The following is a 26,501-nucleotide window of genomic DNA, read 5'->3' on the forward strand; positions in this document are numbered from 1 at the left end:
GACTATCCCTCAAGTCGGCGCGTTCTCGGCGCCGGGGCGGACTGTTGCTCCTTGGGCGCTTCGGCTTCGGGGGCCTCCGGAGGTTCGAACGAACGGCCGTGCTTCGCGGCCAGCTCCTCCGGCGTCAGCTTGCCGTCGTCGAGCTCTAGCTTGTAGTGCGCGGCGGGGGCGTATTGCTCGTGGAGGTCGACGCGATCCATCACGTCGATCAGCTCGCGCAGGAACAGCCGCGGCGCGAGGGCGACCTTGCCGCCGAAGCCGGCGGTGATCTGTGTGACAAGGGCGCCGAGGAAGCGGTCGTCCACCTTGGCAGCGACGCGGTCGGCGTGCTTCGCGGGGTACAGGTCGCGCACGCAGCGGCCGACGGTCAGCAGGCGCTCCGGCGTGAACGGCAGCAGGCGTACCTGGGTCGCTCGGAGGTTGTCCCATTGCGGGTCGTCGCCGAAGTTGACCTGGACGCGTTGGTATAGCGGAGCGAGAGCCTTGAGGCCCTTGTAGCCCTCGAAGAAGTCGCGGGTGCCGGTGACGACCAGGTACAGGCCCGGGAGTTCCTCCTTGGCGAGCATGTCCATGAGCTGCCGGAGGGCGTTGAGCGACTTCTCGCGGGTCTGCGCGTTCATGCGCTGAATCGTCTCGACCTCGTCGAGGACGACGACCAGGCCATCGTAGCCGGACTGGCGCAGAAGCTGCAGCAGGCCGGCGAGGAAGGTCAGCGACGCCTGACCGTCGACCTTGCCCTTGGTACCGGCGGCACGGAGGACCGAACGGTCGGTGTGCGGCTGGCCCGCGAGCCAGGCGAGCAGACCCTGCGCGGTCGAGAAGTCCCCCTCATGGGTCGCGCGGTGGTAGGCGCGGAGGATCTGGGCGAACGCAGGGTTGCGCCGCGAGAGGTCGGCGAGTTTGTCCTCGAGGCGCTGCTCGGTCGCGTCGGCGAAGTTGGGGTCGTCCTCGGTCATGCCGCGCAGGCGCATGACCTCCTCGCCGATCTGGTACAGCCAGCCCTCGACGACGGCCTGGAAGGCGTTGGGGCCGTCGGCCGCGGTCTCGAGCCGCTCGATCAGGCGGCGGTAAACGGTCTCCAAGTGGTGCAGCGGGGTGTCATTGATCGAGATCTGGACCTCGGCGGTCGCAAATCGGCGCTCGCGCGCCTTCGCGCATAGGTAGCGGGCGGCGAAAGTCTTGCCGGTGCCGTACTCGCCACGGATCCACTTGGCGAGGCCCTTACCGGTGGCGACGAAGTCGAGCTCTTCATTGACCGCGCCGAGCAACTTCTCGAGGCCGGTAGCGAAATGTCCGAGGCCCTGGGCGGGCACGAGGCCGCTGCGCAGGGCGTTGACGATCGTCGCCGACTCGTTGACTGCGGGCATCAGCGGTCCTTTCCTTGATAACGATACATGGTCTCACCGCTCGGCAGCTTCTCGTCGGTGAATAGCGTGTGGCCCGAAGCGTGGAGGGCTCGCTTGAGCGTGACCATCAGGCCGTTGAGGCGGCCGGGGTTCTTGCGCAGGCGCTCGGCGAGCTCGCTCGCGCGGGCCGAGCCGTTCTCGCGCAGGAGGACGAGGACGGACTTCTCGTCGTTGCCGAGCTTGGCCAGGAGCTCGGGCGGGAGGGGCAGCGCGTCGGCCCGCTCGGCGGGGTTGAAGAGGGTGAGCTGTGGTTTGGGCGCGGTCGGCAGCTTGTCCGAGGGCGTCTCGATCGGCAGCTCGACGGGGCGCGGCGGCGGGACGGGCTCGACGACCGAGCCCTGACCGAACCACCACGCGGGCTCGTCGGCGTGGAGGCCGTCGCGCTCGAGCCAGGCGAGGGGGACGACCATCTCCTCGAGGCTGCACCCGCCGTGGAAGCCGACCTGCGGGGAGCCGAGGTAGGCGCCGCTGCGCCATGCGAACGCGCGCCGCTCGGGCGGGCCCCCGAGGCCCCCGAGGTCGATCTCGATGAAGCTGTCCGGCGCGGCGTTCTTGCCGAGCGGGAGGAAGCGCGGCGCCCCTTTCCCGGCGCCGACCCGCAGCTTGTTTTCGACGTAGGGGCTGTGGCCGTGGTCGGCGGTGACGAGGATCTTCCGCCGCGACTTGAGGGCGACCTGCAAGCTCGGTTTGAAGGCGCTGATGTCCTCGGGCGAGAGGCGCACGGTCGAACCGGTGTTGACGGAGCCGATCTGGTCGTCGACGGCGTTGAACACCGCGGCGACGACGTCGAGCGACTCGTCGGCGAGCGCAGCGAGCAGCGCCTGCCCTCCGTCGGCGAGGTCGGCCTTGAGGAACAGACGGCGGTTGCGCCGCTCGAGGGCCTTGTTTTGGTTGAAGCGGGCCTTGTCGGTCTTCGCCTCTTGCTCGTCGCGGAAGACGGTCTCGGCGGCCAGCGGGTCCTGCGGGAGCTCTCCGAGGAAGATCGCGCCGCGCGCGTGGCTGGTGATGGTCGGCAGCGGCGAGAGCGCAGGAATGCCGGCGACACGGCCGTCCGCGTCGGGGCGGATCCCGATCGGGAAGGTGTTGTCCTGCGAGAGCGCGTGCAGGAGCTCGAGGAAGACGGGGTAGCTGCAACCGTCGAGCACGACGAGGAAGAGGCGCGCCCCGGGATCCTGCTGCCATACGGGGGCCACGGTGCGCTTCCACAGGCGATGCAGCGGCGTCAGCCCGGTGTGGTGCAGCGCGGCCTCGTAGCCAGCCGCCAGGGCCGCCGCGAACTGCTGGTTCTCCCGCTCGCGGCGCGCATAGGCGGCGGTGAGGACTGACTTTGCCTCGGCGTGGTGCGCGGCGCTGCTGGCGAGGGCGCGGCGGAGCTGCAGGATCGCCAGATCGGCGAACGCGCCGTTGCGCTGGTAGTCCTGCACCTGGGCGAGGATGTCGGTCGACGGCGTGAACGGCTGGTCGAGGTAGCGCGAGAGGCGGCCCATCGCCACGAGGACGGCCAGGCTGACGCGGTTGATGTTCGCGGAGCGATGGGCCGTGAGCCAGGAGATTTCCGCGAGGCTGATCGCCTTGCCGTCCGCGGCCTGCTTGGCGAGCGCGTGACAGCGGCTGGCGAACGCGAGCGGCAGCACGTGGCTGGTCTGGAGCTGCGCCGGAAGGAGACACTCGCGGCCGATCCGGTCGGCCTCGTCGAGGAGCGGCGTCGCCAGGTCGCCGAGGATCGCCAGCGTGTCCTCGGCGAGGCGGGTCAGCACGCGGCGCAGGATCCGGCGGTCCATCTCGAGCGGGGGTTCGGTCGCCGCCTGCCACAGCGGGCCCCAGACCGGCTTGCCGAGCTCCGGCACCTCGACGGTCAAGATCGCGCCGTGGATGACGAGTTGACGCAGGCGGCGCTCGGGCTGGGCGAGCGCCCACGAGAGCAGCCGGCCGTCGTCGCCGTGCATGGTCAGCAACGCGTCGCGCACGAGCTGGCTGACGCCAAGCGACCACTGCGGCGGCTCCTGCACCCACGCAGCGAGCAGTTGCGCCGGTGTCTGGGTGCGGACGCGCTCGCCGACGCTGACGTCGACCAGCATCTCGGTCAACAGCCGCCGGTCGATCACGGTCGGCAGGGTCCGGTGGCTCATCATCACGCCGAGCTTGTGGACATGCTCGAGCGCGAGCTTCTGCATGTACGGCGCGTCGGCGCCGACGACGCGGACGCCGAGGTGCGCCTCGAGCACGTCGTTGATCGTGAGCGCGTGGACTCGTTGATCCTGGGCGCGTCGCAGGATGTCCGGCGCCTTCTGGATCTGGAGCGCGACCGCCTCGGGCATCACGGCGATCAGCGGCGCTCCCTTGGCCCTCCAGAGCAGGTGTCGCAGGCCGAGCTCGGTGGCGATGCGGTGGACGCGATAGACGCCCTTGGGCGTCGTCATTTGCTCGGGCAGGTTCTCGAGGCCCTCACTGTCGATGACGAGCAAGAAGCCCTTCTCGTTGGCGCCGCCTGACTTTTCGAGCAGGCCACGCAGGAGCAGGTGAGCCGCGCTCACTCGGCATCCTCCTCACGTGCGAGGACGATCTGAATGCTCGCCTCGCTCTGGTTTGCCAGCGCCCGCCGCACCTGGGCGAGGAACGATGAGACGGCGTCGGGGTCGCCGGGGTTGAGGCGCTGCTTGAGGAGGATCTTGGCTTTCGTCGGCTCGGGTTGCGGCGGAGGCGGCGGCGGCGGTTTCGGTGTGATCGGCGGCTGGGCGATCAGGCGGTGGACGAGCTCCTGCGCGCGCTGGTTCCAGCCGAGGATCCACGTCTTCGTGATTGGCTGCTCGGCTTCGGCGGCGGCGATCCGGGCGTCGAGGGCGGCGAGGTGATCGCTGACTTCGACGCCGAGCGCCGGGTGATTGGCGCCCGCCTTCAGAGCGTCGCGTGCGTGTTCGTTGATCTCGACGAGCGCGTCGCGCAGAGCTTCGCACTGCTGAACGACGGCGCGGAGTCGGTCCGACGGGTCATCGGGCCACTGAGCGAGCAGCTCGCTCAGGACCTTGTGGCTGTCGGTGGTCGCCTGGGCGAGCGGGGCGAGCCGTGTGTTGGCAGCCGCGAGGTCCTCGAGGCGGGCGCCGGACTCGATACCGAGGTTGATCAGGCGCTGATGGAGGGCCTGCAGGACCGTGCGCCGGGCCTGCCCCTGCTGCTTGAGCGCGAGGGCGAAGCGATCCTGCGCCTGCAGCGAGCGGTGAGCGGGCGGGCGCTTGACTGCGAAGAGGTGGTCGCCGAGGTCGCGCAGTCGATGCCACTCGGCGGCGCCGACGAGCTTGCCGCGCTGCAGCCGCACGCGCGTGGTCGGCGGCATCCCGATCTTGACGTCGATCGGATCGCCGGTCAGCTCCTCAAGCGCCCGGTGGTCGCGCTGGCACAGGAAGCTGAGAAAGAGGTCGATGACGGGCGGCTGGAAGCCATAGGTGTCCCTGAGGTACTCGGCGACCGGGGCCCAGGAGACCGAGTCGTGGTCGGCGCGCTGGAGGACATCCTTGATGTAGCGCGAGTCGAGGCGCAGCGACGCCTTGGTCTGGCCGAGGTTGACGAGCTCGAGCGGCTTGCCGATCTTCTCGAGGATCTTGCCCTTGCTCTCGTCGTAGGGGACGGAGACGTTGGTCTCGCCGGCGGCGATCATCCATTCGAGCAAGCCGTCCAGTTCGGCCTTCTTGGGCTCCATGTCGAAGACCGGGTGCTGCGTATACCTGCGATCCATGAGCAGGGTGGCGATGCGCTTCAGGTTCTCGTGCAGCGTCTCGTACGGGCGGCTGCCGTCGATGTCGGAGATCAGGGCGAAGAACTCACCGTGGCGGATGTAGACCTCGACGAGCAGGGCGTCGATCTGGCCGGCGAGGTTGTTCGCCCGGATCTCCGCCTGCTCGATGATCTTCTTGCGATCCTGGGGACCGTAGGTCTCGAGCAATTCGGCCTGGCCGACCTCGGAGAGCAGGAAGCGGACGGCGGCGAGCTCGGTGAGGACGGCGAGCTCGCTGGTGCTCATGTGCCGGGGCAGCCAGCAGACCGTGTGCAGAAGACCCTGCTTCTTGCGCACGTTCGTGGCGCGCATGCGGTCCTCGTCGACGCTATGTCCGGGGTCGTCCCACGGGTAGTCGACGAGGATCTTGAACGTGCCCGGCGGCGGGTCGAAGTCCTCGTAGGACATTTCGCGCACGTTGCCGAGCTTGAGCCGGCCGCGGCGGGGGGTCTTGCGCCACTGGAGATCCCAGTCGCCCTCGGTGGAGCCCTCCTCGAAGCCCTTGAGCTTGTCGACGCCGAGGGCCTTCTTGAGGGCGGCCCACAGAATCTTGAAGCGCTGCTGCGGGCTGTCGACCTTCGAGCGGGCGCGGGTGAGGACGTCGGTGAGGCTGACTCGGCCGAGCACGTAACGCACGAGCGCGGACTTGCCCTGGCCGGCGATCTGGAGGTCGGGCAGGCTCTTCGACAGCGCGAGCAGGTCGGTCTCGGCGATCAGGACCAGCCCGCGGGGGGTGTCGCCGACGACGTCGGCGGAGTTGAACTGGACGAGGCGCTCGATGGTCAGGCCGCCCTGCTTGAGTCGCGGCGAGACCTCGGCGAGGAGGACCGTCTTGACGAACTGGTCGAGCGCGCGCTGGCGCTCCTCGTTGAGTTCGGGGTTTTCGCGGGCCAGCGCCTGGATCGCAGGGGCGAGTCGAAGGTAGTACTGATGATGGATGTCCTGCATCAGCTCGGCCTTCTTGCTGGCCTCGACGCCGGACTCGGGGAAGATGGCGGCGAAGGCGGAGCCGACCGGGAGGAACTCGCCGAGCTTCAGGTCCGGGTAGTGCAGGACGAGCAGCTCGTACAGCAGGCGCAGCGCCGAGCGCTCGCGCTGCATCAGCGAGGACACGTCGACCAGCATCTCGATCAGCGCCGGGTGGAACGGGTAGACGTCCTTGAGGTATTCGATGTCGCCGCCGGCCAGCAGCAGCGGCAGCGCCTTCTGGTGGCGCTCGACGAGGCTGCCGACGGCCCTGGCGATCGCGGCCGGGTCGCGGGGACGGAGGACGCGGCCCTTGACGATGTGGCGCAGCTCGACGTCGCGGAGCTCGGTGACCTCGAAGCGCTTAGCGTGGTGGTCGAGGTGCTCGTGGATCTTGCTCTCGTCGACGAGGTCGGGGAAGAACTCGCTCAGCTTGCGCTGGCGGGCGACGAACACGAACATCGGCGCGGGTCGCTGGCCGGTGTTGTGGTCGACGATCACGTTGAGGTTGTTGATCTCCTGGACGAACTCCTGGCCCGACTTCTCGGCGAGCCACAGCAGGAACTCGTCGAGCATCAGGACGACGCCGCCGAAGCCCTGCGCGCGGGCATGCTCGGTCATGCGCCGCAGGCCGTCGCTCCAGCGCGGGTCGATGCCGGCGGACGCGGGATCGCGGCCCTTGTGCTTGATCCAGGCCAGGGCGAAGCGCTCGCGCCCCGCGGGCGAGCCAGCGGCGAGCGCCTCGAAGTCCTCGCGCCCGCCGATGATCGAGGCGGTCTCGAGGCGCTTCCAGACGATGTCGCCGTACTCCTGGGCCTCGCGGCGGACCTCCTCGAAGATCGTGTCGACGTTGAGGAAGTTGAACGGCGCCATGCCGCGGCGCTTGAGGGCCTGGTTGAAGCCCTCGTAGACCGCGCGGTCGAGGCTGGTGGTCCGGCCGCGGACCGACAGCATGTGGATCCGGACGACGAGCAGATTGGCCCGCGGCAACCACTCCTCGTGCGCCCGCTGGCCGGCGAGCAGCGGGCGGAACTTGTCCCAGGCCGGCGCAGCGCCCTCGATCAGCAGCGAGAGCATCGTCATGAAGTGCGACTTGCCGCTGCCGAAGCTGCCGTGGATGAAGCGCCCATACTCCTCGCCGCGGTCGAAGACCTGCTTCATGTCAGTGAGGATCCGCGGGAGCTCCTTCTCGACCGCGGGGGTGATCACGTAGTCGTCGACGAGCTTCTTGACCTCGTCGGAGTCGGGCGCGGCCTCGCGCAGCTTGATGACGAAGCCCATCGCCCGGATGTCCTCCGGACTCGGGAGATCATAGGCGTCACGGATCGTGGTCATGCGTCGTCCTCTTCGTCCTGCTTGGCCTTGCGGGCGCGTGCGACGGTCTTCTTGGGAGGCTTGGGGGGCGGGAAACGCTTGCGCCAGTCCTCGAGCATCTCGCGGCTCGGGCCAGTCGGACCGACGAGGGCCTGCAGTTCGGCTTTCAAGCGGGCGGCTGCCTGGCCGTCTTCGCGGGCGACCTCGGGGAGCAGACGCCAGGCGCTGTCGAGCAGGGCGATGCGGTCGGCGAGGGATACACCGGCATCCTCACGATCCTCGTCGATAGCGAGGATGGCCTTGAGGCGCTGCAGCGGGGTCCAGCCGGCCCAGCCGTAGAGAGTTCCGGCATCAGTGGAGCCATGGACTTCGGTGAACGCGATGTATCGTTCGCGTGGCACGTCGAGCTTGCCGCGAAGCTCAAAGATCCGACGCGTGTTGAAATCTGGCTGGGCGTAGGTCGGGGGGACCGCGGGTGTCACCCTTTCGCCCGCGTCTTCACGGCGTTGATCCTCCCAGGTCTGCTCCCAGGCTTGATGCTTTACGAGACCTGACTTGCTGTATCGATGGAACGGATGGTTAGGCACTGCATCATCTGTAAGCAACTCCAAAACAAGTCGATCGTGACTATAATCGCAACGTGCCGTCATGAGTTCAGCAAGCATCGAGAAGCGGGGCTCCTCTTGCAGGTCCGCGGCGATACGCCCGAGATCGAAAGGAACGTTCCGCTTGCGAGCTGCAAATTCGACCAGATCGCTCAGCAAGAGGCGGAGTCGGTCACCGAGGCGATCAGCGAAGGTCTCGACCCTTCCGGCCAGATGTTTCGGAGTCAACAGCCATCGCCGCTTATAGCTCTCATGTTCAATCAACGCGAGCGCTGGCGAGCGCTCGACGGCAAGCATCCTCTCTGTCCAGACTTTGGCGATACGCTCGTCTAGATCCGAAGGTAAATCTTTCATGAGCAACTGCCCGTCGACCCCATACGCCCTTCCTGACCGAGCTTGAAGGACTTCGAACGGACGAGCCCCGAGGGGCGCCCCCGAAGTCCGTTCAATGTGATCCGGAGAAATCCTCGGAAGGTTCTCGACGAGACCATATAGATGGTACACGGACCAGTCGATCTCCTCCTGCAGGACAATCTGCTGACGCAAAATCTGACTCTCGCGCGATTCTGCCTCCTCAAGGAGGGCCCGAATTTCATGGCTCGGAAAGGGTTCAAGAGTTCGAATGTCAGGAAGTGCAGCAATCAGCACGCCAGCGCGCTCGGCTGCGAGTTTGTCCAACCGCCGAGCACATTCTAGCAATACTTCTCGACAAGGCCCCACATCCGGGAAAGGGAACTCCTGAAGACCGGTTACCGTAAAGTCGTAGGCAATCTTCGCGGCATCAGACTGCCATTTTCCTGCGGACGTTCCGCCCCCCTTGTTGTGGAAGACCTGCTTCATCCAGAAGCAACCCGCAGACGAATTCAGCACGCCAAGCGCCGAATAATACTCGGCCTCCGTCGCAGCGCGAGGGAGCTTTATCACCGGCGCGCTTCGATTAAATGCCTTGCCGCCACGATCGAGGATAAAGTGATTATGAGTCGCAATGAAAGCAAATGCGATAGCCAGGGGGGTCCGGAAGCGCTCCTTCGTTATTTGGCCGTGATCCCACCACGGGCGCCCTGCAGTTCGGAAAGTGTCGCCTCCGAAGACCGCCCTCTCTTCGAGTAGCCTGCGAAAGCGCCAAAGGAATCGTTCCACGCCAGTATTTTCAGGCAATGGCCGAAGCTCAAGGTCATCGTTATACGGAAAAATAACCGCAGGACCGCCAATGATGGTCCAATCCCGCAGCATATCTCCGTTTCCGAATAGCTTAAGCCAACTCGAATCACACCCGTGCCGCTCAAAGGTCGAAAACTCTTGGACAAACACTTCATCCTGCTTAGTAATGCACATGTAACCGATGGACTCAACCTGATCAGCAAGGCGCCCGAGCGAACGGCTTTCAATTCGAACTTTTAGCTCAGCCGCGCCTCCTCCGCCAAGGCTCCAAGGATGCTTCGAGAGTGTTGCACGCGGCACAGCAGACACGCTCACAAAGTCATTTTCGAATCCGACTCGACACCATCCCTCCTCAATGGAGGACCACACCAACGCCTTCGCTGGCTCCGCAGGAATCCCGCTCTCGCCGCGCTTGCTCATGACAACGCGTACGTCTTCACCGAAAGCGCGACTATTTCTAGCGAAGAGCAACACGGTCGGGGTGCCGTGGCCGGGGATAAATGCCTGCGAAGTATCGACGACAAGCGTCAGGTCGAGGTTGCTCAGGATCTTCTCAATGAGCGGCTCACCGAACTCCCGTTTCATGAAATTATTACTGGTTATGATCCCGACGAATCCCTCTTTTTCGGCGAGTTGAAAGGAGCGCTCAGTGAACGGCGAACCCAGCGAATACTCCCGGTAGGCTGAAACGTAGCGCTGTGCCTTTCCAATTTTCTCGCGGTGATACGCCTTGCTCGCCGGGTCTCGCTCGGTGATGTAGGGCGGGTTCGCCACTACGGCATGGAATTTCGCCGTCAGCACCGGGCGGAGGGCAGCGCGCACATCGGCGCGCGTAAACGTCGGGCGCGGCTTCTCTGCGGACTTTGCGCTCTCGAAGAGGCCGAATTGCTCGCTCGGCTTGCTCTCATCGCGTTCGACTTGCTCGAGCCCGTCGGCCCAGTATACGTGGGGATGGAACTTCGCGGCGTCAGCGAGCGCCGTCACGCCCGCGAGTTCGGCGGCGGTCATCACGAGGCGAGCGCGTGCGAGAGCGCAGGCGTAGTCGTTGAGGTCCATGCCGACCACGCGGCCGAGGGCATGGAGGGCGAGTTGCTCGCGCGACCAGTCCTTGTGCTGCACCGCGGTGGCCTCGAAGATGCGCTTGAGGCCGTCGATCAAAAAGTGTCCGGAGCCGCAAGCGGGGTCGAGCAGCCGGACCTGGTCGGCGCCGAAGGTCTCGATCGCCGGGGTCAGCGTCCGGTCGAGGATGAAGGAGCGGACGAAATCGGGGGTCTGGCACAGGGCGAACCTGTCCTTTACGACAGGGTCGAGCTCCTGGTACAGGTCGCCCATCAGCTCGCCCTCGAAGCGCTCCTCGGCGAAGCTCCACTGGGCGGCGGTGTCGGCGTCGCGATGACGCCAGAAGGCGATCAGCGCGCGCGAGCGCTCGTCCGAGGGCAGCGCGAGCTCGGCGGGCTGGACGCTGAACAGCTCCGGCAGGCCGCCATTCGGGCTGGCGAGGTCGTGGTAGATCCAGCCCAGGAAGGCGGTCTCGCCGAGGTTGGGGGCGAGGCGCTCGAAGAGTTGCTGGGCTTCGGGGTCGAGGAGGCGGCCGGGCGCGAGCAGGCCGCGGTCCTCGAGCACGCGGACGTAGACCGACTTGAGCACCCACAGGACGGCGGCGCGGCGCGACAGGAGGTCGGTCCAGACGTCGAAGTCCTCGCCGACGCGTTCGTCGGTGTGGAGCTGGCGGGCGCGCTCGCGGGTGGGCCCGGGCTCGCGCATCCTGGCCCGGAGGTCGGCGGCGATAGCGGCGACGTGTTCGCGGAGGGCGGCGGTCAGGCGGGCGCGGTCGGCTTGCTTCATGGTGAGAGCGGATGGAGGAGCGGGAGCGTGGCACCCTCGAGGTGCCACATGGCGGGGCCTTCGTTGAAGCGCGGCTGGCGGTTGTGGATCACGCCGGGGACGATGAGCACCCAGAAGCCACGGCTGCCGGAGAGGGTCTCATCGTACAGGCGGCGCGGGAGATCAAGCGCCTCGCACAGGCCGAGCAGCGCCGTGTCGCCGAGGACGAGGATCCGCCCGGGTTCGCCGTGCTCGTCGAGCAGGCGGAACAGGGTCTCCTCGGCGGCGTCGGTCAGCGCGCCGCGCTGGGCGGCGAAGCGCTCGGCGCGCTCAAGCATCGACAACGAGGCGCCGTGGTCGGCGAAGAAGGCGTCATCGAACGAGATCCAGGCGCCGCCGATCGCCGCGGCGACGGAGCGGCCGATCTCGGCGTGACGCTCAGGCGGGGTGACGAGCATGCGGAAGCCGCGTGACTTCGATGCGTCGCGGAGCATGTCGCGCACGACCTCCTCGGGGCCGCGCTCGGCGCGGAGGAGCGGCGGCAGCGCGTCGGGCGCGAGCGCGGGCGTGGCGACGACCGAAGCTGTCTTTCCGGGCAGGATCATCTCGCCCTGCACCTGGCACTCGAGGCCGTGGAGGAGGCCGAGCAGGTGGTCGGGGTCGGGGTACGGGGTGTCCTTGCCGAAGGTCCGCCGGACCTGCCGCTCGAGGTCGTCGAAGGCGATCGGCTCGCGGGCCTGGTCGAGCACGAAGCCGATGCTCTGCCGCGGCTCGAGCGGGCCGATGAACAGGTGGCCGGTCTCGGCGAGCTGCGCGTCGTCGCAGAGGCGGACGCCGAGTTCGCTCGGGTCGCCGTCGTAGTGCGGGAGCAGGCCGGTGAGGGTCCGGCGGGCGGCGTCGGGCTCGATCGGCGGCCACTGTCCGGCGATCCGCAGGACCTCGCCGGCGAAGGCGCGCAGGGTTTCGCGGTCGAACAGCGGTCGGGCGACGAGCGGCTGGTCGGCGCCGTCGATCTCGAAGCAGTGGATCCGGCCGGCGGAGACGCGGGCGAGCAGGCGCACGATGCCAGCGCCCGAGACGACGCCGGCGGGCCACTCCTCCTCGAAGCGCGCGCCGAGCTCGTCGAGCCGGGCGATCCCGCCGAAGCCGTCCAGGACGGTGTCGAGCGCGGTGCTCAGGTCGGCGAGGATGGAGAGGTCGAGGCGCTCGAGGCCCTTCGCCAGCTCGACGCTGACGTTCGGCTGGCTGCGGGCGAGGTCGCCGGCAATGTCGCTCTGGGCCTCGGGCGCGCCGGTGATGCCGATTGCGCGCTCGACGATGATGCGCTGAATGTCGCTTAGCGTGCGCGCGGCGAGCTCCCACAGGCGATCGAGGGTGTGCGCGCCGTCCTCGCTGCCGGCACTGTGATCCCGGAATTGGTGGAGCGCCTCGACGACCTTGGCGAGCCGCGTCGGGCCGATCCCTGGGACCTGGAGCAGCTCGGAGCGGGTCAGCAAGGCGACGGCGCCGACAGTCGGGAGCTGGGCCTGTTCGAGGGCGCTCCGCAGGGCCGGCGGCAGCGGGAGCTTGTGGACCGGCTCCGGCGAGTCGATGAGGTCGGGGACGAGCGGCGGGTCGACGCGGATCGGCGCGGCGGTGGCGACGATGCCGCGAGCCCGCAGGGTTTCCTGGAAGGCGAGGATGTCGTTGGCGGTCTTGGTGCCGATCGTGTGGATCTTGCGCACGTGGGCCGGCGAGAGCGCGAGGAGCTCGCCGGTCGTGTGGACCTGGTTACGCGCGAGGATGTTGATCGCGCGGCGCGGGAGGCCGGTCAGCCGGAGGGGCGTGGTCGCGTCGATGTCCGCCGGTGGTGCGACGACGGCCTCGGGGACCGAGAGATCGTCGCCGAGGGCGACGAGCAGGGCGTCGCGCATCGTACGAGCGGACGGGTAACGCTTCTCCGGGACGGGATCGAGGGCCTTCTCGAAGAATTTGGCGAGGCCGGGCGGGTCGATGTCCTCGGCGCGCATGGCCGGCGCCTGCCCCGGCTCGGGGACCTTGCCCTCGAAGGCGTGGCGGCCGGCATAGAGCTCGAACAGGCACAGCGCGGCGGCGAAGCGGTCGGTCGAATGCGTCCAGCGGGCGCTGCTCGGGTCGCGGTAGAGCGCGGTGCCGCCGTAGGGCGCTTCCTCGGGGACGGCCGCGAGGCTGAAGTCGATGATCGTCAGGCGGCCGTCGTTGACGAGCAGGTTGTCGGGCTTGAGGTCCTTGTGCGTGACGCCCTGTTGCTCGAGATAGTCGAGGCCGGCGAGCAAGTCCTCGGCGAGGCGTCGCTGGGTGTTCGGCTCGAGCGAGGGGTGCGCGGCGAGCCACTGGCGCAGGTTCTCGTTGCCGACCCGCTCCATGATCAGGGTCAGCCGACCCTCGACCATCTTCGTCAGGTCGATGACCTTGACGATGTTGGCGTGGTCGAGGCGGGAGAGCACCTGATACTCCCCACGCAACGCCTCCTCGGCGGCGTCCTCCGGGCGGGAGATCTTGAGGGCGCGAGTGCGGCCGCTAACGAGGTGGCGCGCGGCGTAGACGACCGACATGCCGCCCTGGCCGAGACGCCGGTCGATCTCGTAGTCCGTGCCGACCCGCGTGCCTTGTTCGAGGTTCTCGGGGTCGAGTGCGGCGCGGCGCTCGGGTGGCATGCCCGGGAGGACGCGTTTCTCGGGCTCGCGGCCAAAGCGCACGGCGACGATTGCCTGCGCGAGCGAGGGATAGCGATCGGTCGGGCGCATCTCGAGCATGCGCCCGACGGCTTCGTCAAGGCTGAGCGGAATCTGCCGGGCCATGTCGCGCACGCGCCGCATCAGGCGGCGGGCGGCCATGAGGTGCCGGGTGCTTTCGAACAGCGGCTTGCCCGTCAGCAGGAGCGCCAACAGGGCGCCGAGGCTGAACTGGTCCGACGCCGGCTCGGCGCTGCTGAAGGCGTTGATAACCTCGGGGGCGGCGAAGATCAGGCGATCGTCGCTGATGCTCGTGACGGCGATCGAGGTGTCAACCGTAAGCTGCTTGGCGAGGTCGAAGCCGGTGATGCGGATCTGTCTCGGGTCGGAAAGGTCCTCGACGAAAATCACATCGGGGCGGAGCAGCCGGTGGACGACGCCCTGGCAGTGGGCCTCCTCGAGGGTCTCGGCGAGTCGGATCCACAAGTTTGTGCGCGCAGGCAGGTCGGCCTTTTTGTGCTTGCCGCGCGCCTCAGGACCGTAGCGCTCGAGCCAGGTCGTCAGCGTGATCCCCGGGAAGTTCTCGAGGGGAAGTACGATGCCGGCCTCGTCGGTGAAGGGCGGATCGGCGGTCAGGATCCCGTCGCTGCGGCCGAGCCGGCCGAGGACCTGGGCCTCCCAGCGGGCGCGCTCGATGACACGCTCGCGCTGAGGTTCGGTAGCGAGCGGAGGAATGCTGTAGATCCGCAGCACACGCTCGGCGGCGGAGAGGGTGTTGCGGCCCAGGAGCTCGGTATACGTGTCGTGGTGATCGAGCGTGTCGACGATCTCGTACTCACGGACGCGCCGAACTGGCCTCGGGCCACTCTGCTGGACGCCGGTGAACAGCCGGAGGATGTCGGCCTCGGCCGGCGCGGTCGGGGTCTGCGTTCTGCCCCCGCTCAAGCGCTCGATCAGCGCGGGGTCCTGTAGCGCGGCGAGGATCGTCTTCTTTGTGTGGATCCGGCTCTGGCTCGCCGGGCCACGCACGCCGCAGTCGGTCGTCGCCGACAGGAAGACGAGGCCCTCGACCCAGAGCTGCCCGGCCTGGTGGCTCTCGCGCTTGAGCTGGCTCTTGAGCGCCTGGGCGGTGATCCGGTTGAGGCGCAGCGGGCTCGGGATCGGGTGCGGGATGTACCAGTCGTGGTCGGTGCCCTCGATCCGGCCGCGGTAAGACTTGATCTCGACGACGAAGACGGCGTGCGGGGCAACCACGACGGCGTCGAGCTCGTAGATGACGCCGCCGCGCTCGACCAGCCAGGCGTTGCCATAGACGGTGTACTCGGCGGGCAGGCCGTCGACGAGGAAGCGCAGGGCCTGCCGCTCCGGGTCGTGCGCCGATTCGCCGATCGGGATGAACTTCGCGGGCATCGATTACACCAAAAGGACCTTGGCGGTGGAGAACCAGGAAGCGAGCTGGTTCTCGTACTGGTAGAGACCGCCCTTGTCCGGGTGCAGGCCGACGACAAAATCGAAGTTGCGCTGGCGCAGCGGCGTGTCCGGCTGGAAGTCGCCCGGCTCGCCCCTGATGACGAAGTCGGTGTGCGGGGCGCCGAGGTCGAGCGCGACGATGCCGGCGAGCGTGAACTCCTGCCAGGAGCCGCAGGCGACGACGAAGTTGCCCTGGAGCGTGACGTCGCCTTGTGTCGAGACGATGTGGTGCGCGAGCTGGCCGCCGGTGCCCGGGAGCTCGAGGACCTTGTGGTGCGACTTGACGACGTGTAGCTCGGAGCGTGCCAAGCGCGTCGGCAGGCCGAGGAGTTTGGCCTGCTCGGTGATGTAGTCGGCGCTCGGGGTCTTGAGGTCGGCGGTCTGGAGGGCCCCGAGCCATCCAGCGGCGACCGCCGCGGGGAGCTGCGGGAGCCTGAAAGAGCCGCCGACCGCGGCGGGGTCGAACGGGACGCGGTGCAGGACCGCGGCGTCCTCGAAGACCAACGCGACGAGGTCGGTGGCGGTCAGCCGGCCGCGGAAGCGGTTCCAGGTGGCGAGGCCAGGTTCGGTGACACGCGCAGCACGCCGCCCGGCGGCCTCGTCGCGTGCGAGCGCGTGCAGGAGCGCGGCCGACCAGATGCCGGTGGCGCGCTGTTCGGAAGGGAGGCCGGCGAGGTCGAACGACGCCATCAGCAGGTACCTGTCGGCGCTGTCGCGCGGGTGTCCGGGAAGGTCTCCGGGGGCATGGGGCCACAGTCTCACTCAGGCGGGCGCCAGCGTCTAGGGATGCGAACGTTGTTTTTCGAGACCGACGACATGAGAAGGCTGCGACGAGCACGGCGAGCAAGAGCTGCGCCGGGGCCCGCCCACCCGTGCTCGTCGCCGTCAGATCGTCACCTCCGTCATTGGCTGCCGGGCGTCGAGGTCGAGCTTGTGGCTCCCGAGCACGAGCTTGTACTCGCCGCGGTCGATCCGGAAGGCCGTCTTCCCGGAGACATCGGTGGTGAATGTATGCTGGAGCTTGCCCTTCTTGTTGAACACGGCGCCAGCGGTGCGCACGCCCCCGTCGTCGTAATAGACGACGACGTCGCTCCACGGGCGCGGGACCGTGACCCTCGCCTTCGCTTGCTTCTTGCCGTCGTACTTGATGAACTCGTTGATCTCGACGCGATCCTCCGCGTCGGCCGGCTCCTTCGGGTAGACGATGTGCAGGTGATATTCGCCGGCCTGCAGATCGTCGAACACCGCCGTCGACTTCTTGCCGACCCGGAGCTCCCCGAATTCGCGGTCCAGGTTCGGCCCCTGGATCGTGACTGCGGCGCCCACGGCCGCGCCGCCGATCGCCTTGCGCACCCACACGGTGAGCTGGCCGCGCGTCTCTGGTTGGCCCTCGAGCTGGGTCTCGAGCAAAACCTCTCGGTCCCAGTAGCCCCCGACGTGGGTCGGTTGTCCGACTCCCTCGACCTCCTGCAGGTAGACCTCATAATCGCCGACCGGGAGCTTGTCGAAGCGGGCCACGCCGCCCTTGTCGGTCTCCTGCCAGTCGCCGACGCCCTCCTCGTTCGACACGACGACGGTCACGGTCTGCTTCGGTGGCATCCCGTTGGCGCCGACGACGTGGACGATGAGCTTGCCGTACGTCGCCGGGTCCAGCGGTTTGGCCGGCGGTTCGGATCCCGGCTCCGGCGCCGGCGGCGGCTTCATGCTGTCGAGGATCTCCTGATAGACGCGGAAGAACTCGATCGGGTTGTAGTGCCAGACGTGGTTTACGTCGGGCAGCACGTCGCGGGCCCGGTCCCACCATTGATAGGGCTCGAGCGCCTCTGTCAGGCCCATGGTGTTGAATTGTAGCTCGTCGAGCCGGGCGAGCGTCTGGTCGAGGTCGAGGTTCCACTCGCTGCGGAATCGGCACGCGGTGCGCCGGAGCGGGCGGCAGTCCTCGCTCTGATAGAACATGAAGATCTCGGGCGCGGTCACGATCTTGTCGGGCACGAGGTCGACTCGCTCCATCAGCGTCGCCGGGAGGTCGGCGTGGAGGTCGTCGTCCTCATCGTCGATTACGTCCCAGCCAGAGAGCAGGAGCTCCTCGGAGAAGACCTCCCAGTGGATCTCTTGGCGGAATCCGTCCTCGCCGGCCTCGTTGAAGCTGGCGGCGCGGCCGGACTTCCACAGCGGCTCGCCTCCCGTGACCCGGATGTCGAGGCCCGACACGACCTCCGCGAGCCCGAACCGGTCGAGTTTCGCCACCGCGGCCGCGAACGCCGGGTCGATCGCGTCGGCCTTCTTGGCGCTTGCCGGCGCGGCCTGATCCTGGGCGGCGAGCTCGAACGCGGTCTTGCGCAGGAACTCGTCGGTCTTCCCGCCCCTCGACACGATCCCGTCGCAGTTCGCGGGCTTGGTCGGCCACGGGTGCTCGGCCTGAAACGCCTTGATCGCCGCGTCGAGGTCGAGATCCGCGACGCCCGTCGGCTCGCTGCGCGTCTTCAGGAAGCCGAGGGTGATCAGGCGCCGCTCGACCCATTCGATGTCGGCCGTATTGGTCGACCCGAGCGCCACGTCGTGCTTGATCCGGTGCGATTCGGCCTCCTCGCGGTCGCGCAGGTCCTCCTTCGGCGCCTCCTCCTCGACTGGAGCCTCCGTGGGCGCGTCGGTCGCCAGCTTGACCTTCTCGATCCACTTGATGTCGGCCGCGAGCGCCTCCTTGAGCGTGAGCGGCTGGAGGTGCATGAGGAGGACATAAATCGTGCGGTTGGGATCGGTGGCGGGCTTCTGCGGCTCCGCCGGCGCGTCGCTCGCCCCCTCGGGAGGGAAGAGGTGGCTCCACGTGTGGCCCGGGATGTCGATGACACCGTCCGGCCACTTCTCCGGGTATTTCTTGTAGGGGTTGGGGATCGTCCGCTGAAACGCCTTGATCGCGTCGCCGAGCGCGGGCTCGACCTCGCCGTCGCTCAGCCGGGCGGGATCCTCAGGGGTGTAGTGTCCGAGCTCGTGCAGCCGCGCCTTGGCCCTGTTGACCGCCGCGGGATCGGTGACCTTGCACCCGACCGCGATCTTGCCGCTATAGGTCTTCGCCGGCTGCGGGCCCGGCTTCGGCGCGTCGGGGCCCTGCTGCATGCGCTCGTAGACCGACTGCGGGACCTCGTGGCGGATCAGGATGAAGCTCGTGTGCCCGAAGGTCCAGGTGCCGGACGTCTCGGTCGGCGCGAGCCGGACGGCGACGATCGTGCCGTCGCAGGGGGCGTGGATCAGGCTGCCCTCGGCAGCCGGCAGATGCACGCCGCCGTGCCAGAAGTTGTTCGCCCCCAACGGGTAGTAGCCGCCGTAGGACTCGACCTCGACCTGGTAGTGACGACGCTCGGTGACCTCTGCGTCGAGCTTCTCGCCCAGGGGCTCGAAGACTTGCCGGGGCCCCCAGGGGCCGAGTTGCTCGAGAACTTCGAGGGGATCGCGCCGCGGGCTCTCCTTCGTGTTCCCGAGCTCGCGCTCCCAGGACTCCCCGCCGACGACTCGGTGGTGCTTCGGGCTCCCCGTCTTGGGGTCTCTCGGTGAATCAATGACCTCGAAGTGAAGGTGGGGCGCGCCTGCCTTTCCGGTGTTGCCGACCCTGGCGATGATTTGCCCCTCTACGACCTCGTCGCCCAGCTTGACCGTGATGGACCCTTTCTCGCAATGCGCGTACCAGAACAGGCGCTCGCCATCTCGGTCGTAGATCGCCACGGAGGTCCCGTAGCCGCTGGACTTGTCGTTCCACTCCTGGGTATGCACGACTTTCCCGTTCGTGACGGACACGATCGGCATGCCCGCCGCGCCTTCCTTCCCCGGGAAGCTCTTGACCCCCGGCGCGAGCCACCCGAGGTCGATGCCCTGGTGGAAATGAAAGTACTTGTCGCTGAGCTTGCGCGGATAGAGGAACGCTCCCCCCTCGCACCCGTTGCCCCCCTTGTTGGGGCACGTGAACTTGACCCCCTTCGTCTGGATCGCGCGGTACTTGTTGCGGCAGGTGCTGCCGACGAGCTTGTTCGGGTCGAGCGTCGCCGGGTCGAGGTCGATGCACGGCAAGGGCCGCTTCATCACGGTCCCCGGCACCGGGTTGCGATAGATGACCCTTTTCGGCGGCATAGTGGTCTCCCCCGTCACCTCAGCCCCGCGCCGGGGCGGCGCTCACTTCGCGCGCGCAGCGGAACCCGCGCCCCTCGCGCTGCCTTCTCTTCTCGCAGCCCCGAGGCAAAAACGGCGGAAACCAGGCGTCGTCCCACCCCGACCCGCGAATCACTACGTTGTCTGGGCAATCGCTCTCGTCGGACCGTCCGGGCACGTCCGCGTGAATTGCGAGCTCGCCGACGTTGGTCATCATGTCGCATAGCCCCTGCTCTGTATTGTCATCCGGGAAGCTACAGACGCTCTTCGTGTCCTTCCCCGAGAAGGATTTGGAGCGATCACAAACCAGCTCTCGATCGAGCCCGCCGCCCCAGGAGCAGGCGAACTCGGGTTTTCGGCTCCTGGCTGCAAACTCCCACTCGACGTCAGTCGGGAGACGCTTCCCCACCCATTCGCAGTATTTCTTCGCCTCCCAGCCCGCGACGCAATTCGCCGGGTAATTCTCACGACCCGGCTTCGGCGTGTGCAGGCCTTGAGAGAACTCGACGTTGCACAAATGGCGATTCGCGCTGCTCGGCAACCGAGTGCCCCCTGAGAGCACGGGTTCGTTACCGCAGAACCCGGCCTTGTAGCACGCGTGGTACTGCTCCGCCGTGACCTCGGTGCGGTCGATGTCAAAGGTCTCGACGTCCACCTCGTAGGTCTTGATCTCCGGCCACCCCTCGATGTGCTCGAGGTTTCCGACCTCTGTTTGAAAGTTCGGGTTGTAGTGATCGGGCCCCGGCGGCCCGATGCGGAAGTGGCCGCCGGCGATCCGCACCATGTCGGGCCCGGGCGCCAGGCTCAGCTCGCGGACGAACGACTTGCCGGCCTCGAACTCGATGTCCTCCACGAAGCCCCCAAGGCCCTCGGGAGCGACGACCCGCAGGCGCAGCTTGCACGCCGGGATCGCGGTCGGCTGGGCGGCCGCGCCCGGCACCTCCCAGTCCCCGAGGAATACGGCCGGGTTCGCGGGCTTCCGCTCGGGCGTCCTGGCGATTACGGTCAGCTGCGCGACCTTCAGTCCCGCGAACTGCGGCGCGCTCACGGTGGTGAGCGCGCCGGCCGCGGCCTCCACCGTGGCGCTCGCCTTCCCGCACGGGCCGTCGATCTCGAGCGTGTGCTTGCCCGGCGCGACGACGAGCGGCTCCTGCGACGTCTTCCCCCGCGGCTTGCCGTCGACGCTGACGGCGAGCCCGGGCGGAACGTCGAGCGCCAGGCGGGTCTCGGCGGAGCCCGTCGGCCCGGCGGTGCCGGACTTCGCCTCACCGGTCGACCCCGCGTCCGAGCGTTGCACGCAACCTCCCAGGGTCAGGAGGGCGAGGAGAATGGGCGTTCGAGCGTTGAAATCATGCATGCCTGACCTCCTGGTGCGTCGTGCGCGGGATGGATCGCTTGTGTCGATCGCCAGAACCGGAAATAGTGGCCGCGATGCCGGAGCCGCAAGACGCAGAGCCCAGCGAAGATTCGCACGAGCCCGAGCCCACGGAACCCCGGCTCATCGGGACCTTCGCGGCAGCCCGCTCGGACCGCGAGCGGGAAACGTTCAACACGCTCGAGGTCGGGCCGCGCTGGACGTTCTCTTCCTGACCTCGCTTCAGCACCCGTGGGCCTCCTGCAGGGCGGCGATCGTCGGCCCGTCCAGCGCCCCCGTCACCTCGAGGCCGCGCAACGCCTGAAACCGGCGCAGGGCCCGCTGGAAGCCATCGTCCGGCGTCGAGGGCTCAGCGCCGTACAGGCCGAGGCTTCGCAGGCGCTGGGCGGCGCCTCGCCAGTGGTCCGCGGGTTCGAGGTGCCCCACCTTGAACTCGTACTTCTCGCCACGCTCCGGGAGCACCAGCGTCGCCCACGTCACGTCAGCCGGGAGCGCGACCTCGAGGCGTCCCTCGTCGTCCGCCGTGCCCTCGAGCGTCAGGCCGCCCATCGTAAGCGCATAGGGCTCGCTCGCCAGGGGGTTGCCGTTGCGCTGGAGTCGCAGGCGAAACATCGCCCTGGGACGCTTCACGCGGAAGCAGTGCGCGCCGTCGACTCCGACCTCGAAGGTGCGCGGACCTGGCTCGGGCAGCGAGACCTCGTCGCCGGGCGCGAGGACGTTGGGATCGCGCCTGGCCTCTCGCAGGGGGTCGTTGCCCGGGTCGTTCCAGATCCTGTCGAGAGGAAGCCAGGTGCGCTCGGCGAGGGAGCTGATGCACTCGCCTGGCTTGATCTTGTGGGTCGGCATGAGTGAATGCTCGGGTGGTCATCCAGCGACAGCGGCGTCACGCGGGCCCGGCCTCGCCACCAGCTCGCAGACGCTGCCGTCGAGGTCCGGAAAGGACACACGGCAGATACCGGCCGGAAGACGAGTGATTCGCGCCGATCCGAGCGAATCGGTGTAGCCGCGATGCTGTTGCCCGCCGGGGTCGATGATGAGATAGCGCTGACCGGGGATCACCGCATCGTCGTCATCGACGAGGCGGATCTCGATCCAGTGGGTCGCGTCGACGGACGGCTCCAGCAAGCGATCGTCGTCATCGTTTTCCGGTCGCTCTGCGCGCCGCACCGACGAACAACCCCACTGCCGCGGCGGGTCGACACGGACCAGGACGAGCCGACCGGAGTCGATGGCCGCGACGAGCCGCGCGACCACCTCGCGGTCTCCTCGCGGCGACGCCACGGACGCGAACTCAGCGGCGAGGAGGCGCAGCGTCCTCGCGTCGAGCGCGTCAGCGAAAAGCGGCGCGAGCAGAGCCGACGCTCGCGGACCACGGGCCGTAAGGCGCGGCGCGTCCGCAGGGACCGCACTCGCAGCCACGAGCATGAAGCTCTCGCCTTGGCTGCGGAACGGTCGGTGAAGCGGCATATCGTGAAGCTAGCGGGTTCTGACGGGTGTGCCAAGCGGCGGAGCGCGCCGCCGCACGCGAGCTCGGGACGAGCATCGGGGCGGAAGAAAACGCGGCTTGTCTGGGTTCGCGCTCACCGCCCCGGCCTCTCAGTTGAGCTTGATCTTCGACCCCTTGATCGCGACCTCGCCGCTCGCCTTGACGCTCAGCTTCTTGGCCTGGATCGTGACCTCGCCGTTCTTCTTCATCGTGATCGTCGCGTCGCCGCACTGCAGTACGAGCTTGTCGGCGGCGACGACCGCCGCGTTCTTGCCCGAGGCGAGGTTGATGTTCTGGCCCGCGGTGACGTTGACGTGCTTGCCGGCGCTGAGCGCGATGTTCTCGCCCGCGCTCTCGGTGATGTTCTCGACCGCGCTGACGCTCTTGCCGCCGCCGACCTGCTCGGAGCTGTCCTTTCCGACAGCCACGAACTTGATGAGGCCGACTTCCTCCAGCTTGGCCAGGCCGACCGACTCGTTCATCGCGCCGATGACCGAGATCTGGTACGCCCCTCCGACCTCGAGCACGCTGGCGAGCGCGACCGACTCGTGCTTGGTCGCGCCGATCGTCTCGGTCGAGCTGCCCGCGACGGCATGAGACGCGTCGCCGCCGACGCTCTCGATCAGGTTGGCGCCGACCGACAGGTTCATGGTCCGGCCAATCGCCTCCGTGTGATCGTTGCCGACGCGGACCCGCTTGTCCTTGGCGATCGACTCCTCGTGATCGCCGCCGATCACCTCGCTGCGGTCGTGGCCGACCTGGAGCGCGACGTCGTGGCCGATCTGCTGCGACTTGTCGTGCTCGACGACGATGTTCCAGTCCTTCTGGCCGTGGAGGTAGATTTCCTCTCTCCCCTTGGCGTCCTCGAAGCGGAGCTCGTTCGACCCGCCGCCGCCAGGCGTGGACTCGGACTTGATCCCGCTCTTGGTCTTCTCATCCGGCAGGGAGTACGGCGGGGTGTTGAACCCGGTGTAGACGCGACCGGTAATGAGCGGACGGTTGGGGTCGCCCTCGAGGAACTCGACGACCACCTCGTGCCCGATCCGTGGGATGAACATCGCCCCGAAGCCGCTGCCGGCCCAGGCCTGACTGACGCGGACCCAGCACGAACTGCCCTCGTCGTGTGCACCGCGGCGGTCCCAGTGGAACTGGACCTTCACGCGGCCGTGCTCGTCGACGAACACCTCCTCGCCGCCCGGACCGACCACGGTCGCCGTCTGCGCCCCGTGGACGACGGGGCTCGGCGTGACCCGTGGCGCCCGATACGGGATCCGCTTGTCGGCGCACTCGAACTGGTTGCCGTAATGAAAATGGCCGGCCGCGCCCTCGTCGAGCGCCTGGGGCTGCTCACCGCGGTGGACGACGCCGATGATTCGGTAGTCGCCCTCGAGGTGCGTTCGAGTGGCGTCCGCCAGCGTGAACGCGAGCCCTGGCGTCAATCGTGGGCTGTCGCTGGTGCCGCTCCCGCGCCTGCGGGTCGCCTGCAGCGCCTCGAGGCGGAGACGCGCCTGCTGGTCGCCCTTGTGCGGAGCGTCCTTGCCGAGCTCGGTGAAGGCGCCCGGGTACTCGTAGATCTCACTGTCCGCACCGGCTCCCGCGGTCGCCTCCATCGGCTGTCCGGGTTGGTGCAGGCTCTTGTCGCGCACCGTCACCCGCCGGGGGCGAACGCTCTCCGTCAGGCGGAACTGAAGAATACGCTCCTGCTCGTCCTCGGCGGTAAGGCGCAACGTGGCGTCGCCCGGGATGGGAGCGGCGAAGTCACCGTGGTCCGTCATCGTCACGACGTGCTTGTCTTCGCGGTGCTCGAAATAATAGAAGATCCCCGACTGCTCCATCAGCCGGCTGATGAAATCGAAGTCGCTCTCGCGGTATTGAGCGCAGTAGCCATGAGGGACGTAGTTGGCCCGCAGGTCGAAGCGAAAGTCGGAGCGAGCGATCCCAGCGGTCTCGAGCACCTTCGCAAGGATCTGCGGCGTCGTGAGCTCCTGAAAGATCCGGCAGCCGACGCGCTGGAGCAGGCGCCAGATCGCAGGCACGAGCTTCAACTCGCAGAGGGTATAGCTCGACGACTCGCCGATATACCCGGCCTCACAGATGAACGCATGAATGTGGCGCGTCGCGTGCAGTCCTTCGATCGACAAGACCGCGAAACGACCAGCCAGGGCGTCGAGCGGCAGCGTCGGCGAGGCGATCTCGACGACAAACTCGAACAGCGAGGAGATAGCTTCATGTCCGCTGAAGCGAACGACGCGCAGCTCCTCGTCGCAGCCCTTGACCGTGAGTGTGAACATCGCCCGATTGCCCAATAACGACGATGGCCTGGCCGAAGACACGGTGTTGGGGCCATATCACGCACCTTGCGGACGGGACAAGCGTCTGTGTGGGCTCGCTATCGCGCAGGCTGTCACGAGCGGTCATATAGGCAGGAAGATCGGGCGCATGGGAGTTCGCTGGCGCTGTCCGGGGACCCGCAGTTGGCCATCGAACATGGCTGCCTGGCCCTTGCGCCCTTTCGCGCTCAGAGCGTTCCAAAGATCGTTCGCGGAAGTGAGAGTCGGTCGGCCACGGGCCCGAGGGCCGCCTCCCGGGCTCCTTTACGGGGCGTGGCCTCACGGTTAGCCTCCTCAGGTGAAGTTCACCGAGGAGCAGCTCGACGAGGTCGAGCCGACGGAGGCGCACGAGACCTCCACCGTGCACCAACCGTCGCGGGCGGATACACGGGCCGGGCTCCTGATCGCCGAGCGCTACCGAATCATGGAGCGCCTGGGCAAGGGTGGAATGGCGGCTGTGTATCGTGCTGTCGACCGCGAGTCGGGCGTGGAGTACGCGGTAAAATTCCTCGACCGTCGATTCACGGCCGACCCCGGCATGGGGCGACGCTGTCAGCGCGAAGCGCGGACCATGGCTGAGATCGAGAGTCGCCACGTGCCTCGTGCCTTCGTGGTCGGGACTACGCCGGATAACGAAATCTACTTCGTGTTGGAGTTCCTGCGCGGGAGCGATCTCGAGCAAGTGCTCATGCGCCAGGGCCCACTTCCGTGGCGCCGGGCCGCGGCGATCGGACTCCAGCTGTGCGAGGCTTTGGCGGCGGCTCATGCCCGCAACATTATCCACCGCGACGTCAAGCCGTCGAACTGCTTCCTCGTCGAAGGCGGTGACGCAGCCGACGATTTCGTGAAGTTGATCGACTTCGGGATCGCCAAGGACCTCGACGCGAGCGGCGAGCAGACCGGCCTCGGGCTGGTACTCGGGACGCCGGGTTACGTGGCTCCTGAGCTGCTCGCAGGCGAGGCGCGGCCATCGCCGGGGACCGATGTGTATGGCCTCGGCGTGACGATCTACAAGTTGATGACCGGACGGCTACCCTGGCAGCCGGGTAGCGCGGGCGATGTGACGTTTGCGCAGATGCACGAGTCGCCGCGGCCGCTCCACGAGCACGTGCGCGGGGCGCTGCCGCCGCCGGTCGAGGCGGCGGTGATGCAGGCGTTCGAGCGCGATCCGTCGCGGCGCTTCCGCTCGGTCGACGAGGTGATGGCTGCCCTGCGGCTGGCGCTCGATGAGCCGCGCGCGGTGCCGCCGAGCGGCTCGGTGCTGCGGGAGGCGCCGGTGCCGGTGTCTGCGCCAGCGCCTGGGTGGCGTCGTGAGACGGCGATCGTGATGGTGACGGCTGCGGCGCTGTTCGGAGGGGCGTGGTCCCTGGCGCCGACGGAGAAGCCGGGACATGGCGGATCTGGTCGGGTGCTGCTGTCCGCCGTGCGGCCGACGCCGACGCACCAGTTGCTCGTGCGCGAGGCGACAATCGCCGGGGACAGAATGCGCAAGCCTGTGGTGAACGCGGCGGATGAGGCGGCGCGTGGTGAGGTGGAGCGCGTCGAGGCCCCGGGCGAAGGTCTGGCGCGTGAAGCTCCGCCAGCGCCGGTGGCGGAGGTCGCGGCTCCGGCTGCTTCGCCGCCCCAAGAGCCGGCGCAGGTGCCGGCGCGGCCTTTCTCGGCCAGCAAGGTGCGAGCGCAGCTCGATCGGCGCCTCGCTGATCTGCGGGTGTGCGCGATGCCGGGCACGGACCGACTGCGCTTCACGTTAAAAGTGAGTCCGGAAGGGTCGGTCCACGAGGTGCAGGCGTCGCCGGCGTCGTATCGTCAGTGCGTGCTCGATCAGCTCGCCGGTGCGGTGTTCCTGGCGACCGATGACGGCGGAGAGCTGACGTACACGTTCACGGCCAAGGACGCGCCGAAGAGCAAGAATCCGTCGAAGGGCGATCCGACGGACGACCTCCTGCCGGTGGGGCAAAAGTGACG

The 26,501-nt window shown here is 67.9% G+C and carries 12 protein-coding genes; 1 reads left to right on the forward strand and 11 read right to left on the reverse strand.

Features of this window, described 5'->3' with window-relative positions; genetic code table 11:
* Window positions 1–2: 2 nt before the first annotated feature.
* The 11 genes from brxD to POL25_RS32650 form a co-directional block, all read right to left on the reverse strand.
* Window positions 3–1,367 carry a BREX system ATP-binding protein BrxD gene (gene brxD / locus POL25_RS32600; RefSeq protein WP_272090197.1) on the reverse strand — a complete coding sequence of 455 codons (1,365 nt, stop codon included), beginning with the start codon at window positions 1,365–1,367 and terminating at the stop codon, window positions 3–5.
* Entirely contained in the window at window positions 1,367–3,940 is a 2,574-nt protein-coding gene (gene pglZ, locus POL25_RS32605) for a BREX-2 system phosphatase PglZ (protein ID WP_272090198.1), read from the reverse strand. The genes brxD and pglZ overlap by 1 nt, the downstream gene beginning before the upstream one ends.
* On the reverse strand, window positions 3,937–7,476 hold the full coding sequence (locus POL25_RS32610; RefSeq protein ID WP_272090199.1) for a DUF6079 family protein: 3,540 nt from the start codon (window positions 7,474–7,476) through the stop codon (window positions 3,937–3,939). The genes pglZ and POL25_RS32610 overlap by 4 nt, the downstream gene beginning before the upstream one ends.
* Window positions 7,473–11,066 (reverse strand): BREX-2 system adenine-specific DNA-methyltransferase PglX, encoded by a 3,594-nt coding sequence (pglX, locus tag POL25_RS32615; RefSeq protein ID WP_272090200.1) that lies wholly within the window; start codon window positions 11,064–11,066, stop codon window positions 7,473–7,475. The genes POL25_RS32610 and pglX overlap by 4 nt, the downstream gene beginning before the upstream one ends.
* Window positions 11,063–15,148, reverse strand: a complete 4,086-nt coding sequence (locus POL25_RS32620; RefSeq protein WP_272090201.1) for a protein kinase domain-containing protein — start codon at window positions 15,146–15,148, stop codon at window positions 11,063–11,065. Before POL25_RS32620 ends, pglX begins: the two co-directional genes overlap by 4 nt.
* Before the next feature lie 3 nt (window positions 15,149–15,151).
* Window positions 15,152–15,898 (reverse strand): hypothetical protein, encoded by a 747-nt coding sequence (locus tag POL25_RS32625; protein ID WP_272090203.1) that lies wholly within the window; start codon window positions 15,896–15,898, stop codon window positions 15,152–15,154.
* Between the two features lie 195 nt (window positions 15,899–16,093).
* The gene (locus tag POL25_RS32630) at window positions 16,094–19,327 is read right to left on the reverse strand and encodes a peptidoglycan DD-metalloendopeptidase family protein (protein ID WP_272090204.1); all 3,234 of its coding nucleotides are present in this window, start codon (window positions 19,325–19,327) and stop codon (window positions 16,094–16,096) included.
* Between the two features lie 19 nt (window positions 19,328–19,346).
* Window positions 19,347–20,702: a formylglycine-generating enzyme family protein gene (locus tag POL25_RS32635; RefSeq protein WP_272090205.1), complete on the reverse strand. Its 1,356-nt coding sequence runs from the start codon at window positions 20,700–20,702 to the stop codon at window positions 19,347–19,349.
* Between the two features lie 240 nt (window positions 20,703–20,942).
* On the reverse strand, window positions 20,943–21,566 hold the full coding sequence (locus POL25_RS32640) for a peptidoglycan-binding domain-containing protein (protein ID WP_272090207.1): 624 nt from the start codon (window positions 21,564–21,566) through the stop codon (window positions 20,943–20,945).
* An 18-nt stretch (window positions 21,567–21,584) separates the two neighbouring features.
* Entirely contained in the window at window positions 21,585–22,187 is a 603-nt protein-coding gene (locus POL25_RS32645) for a hypothetical protein (RefSeq protein WP_272090208.1), read from the reverse strand.
* Window positions 22,188–22,316: 129 nt separating this feature from the next.
* The gene (locus POL25_RS32650) at window positions 22,317–24,497 is read right to left on the reverse strand and encodes a type VI secretion system Vgr family protein (protein WP_272090209.1); all 2,181 of its coding nucleotides are present in this window, start codon (window positions 24,495–24,497) and stop codon (window positions 22,317–22,319) included.
* Window positions 24,498–24,834: 337 nt separating this feature from the next.
* On the opposite strand from POL25_RS32650, the gene POL25_RS32655 reads away from it, so the two are divergent.
* Window positions 24,835–26,499 carry a serine/threonine-protein kinase gene (locus tag POL25_RS32655; RefSeq protein WP_272090210.1) on the forward strand — a complete coding sequence of 555 codons (1,665 nt, stop codon included), beginning with the start codon at window positions 24,835–24,837 and terminating at the stop codon, window positions 26,497–26,499.
* The last annotated feature ends 2 nt before the right edge of the window (window positions 26,500–26,501 follow it).

Origin of the sequence: Nannocystis bainbridge (assembly GCF_028368995.1) — a bacterium.
Taxonomy (GTDB): domain Bacteria; phylum Myxococcota_A; class Polyangia; order Nannocystales; family Nannocystaceae; genus Nannocystis; species Nannocystis bainbridge.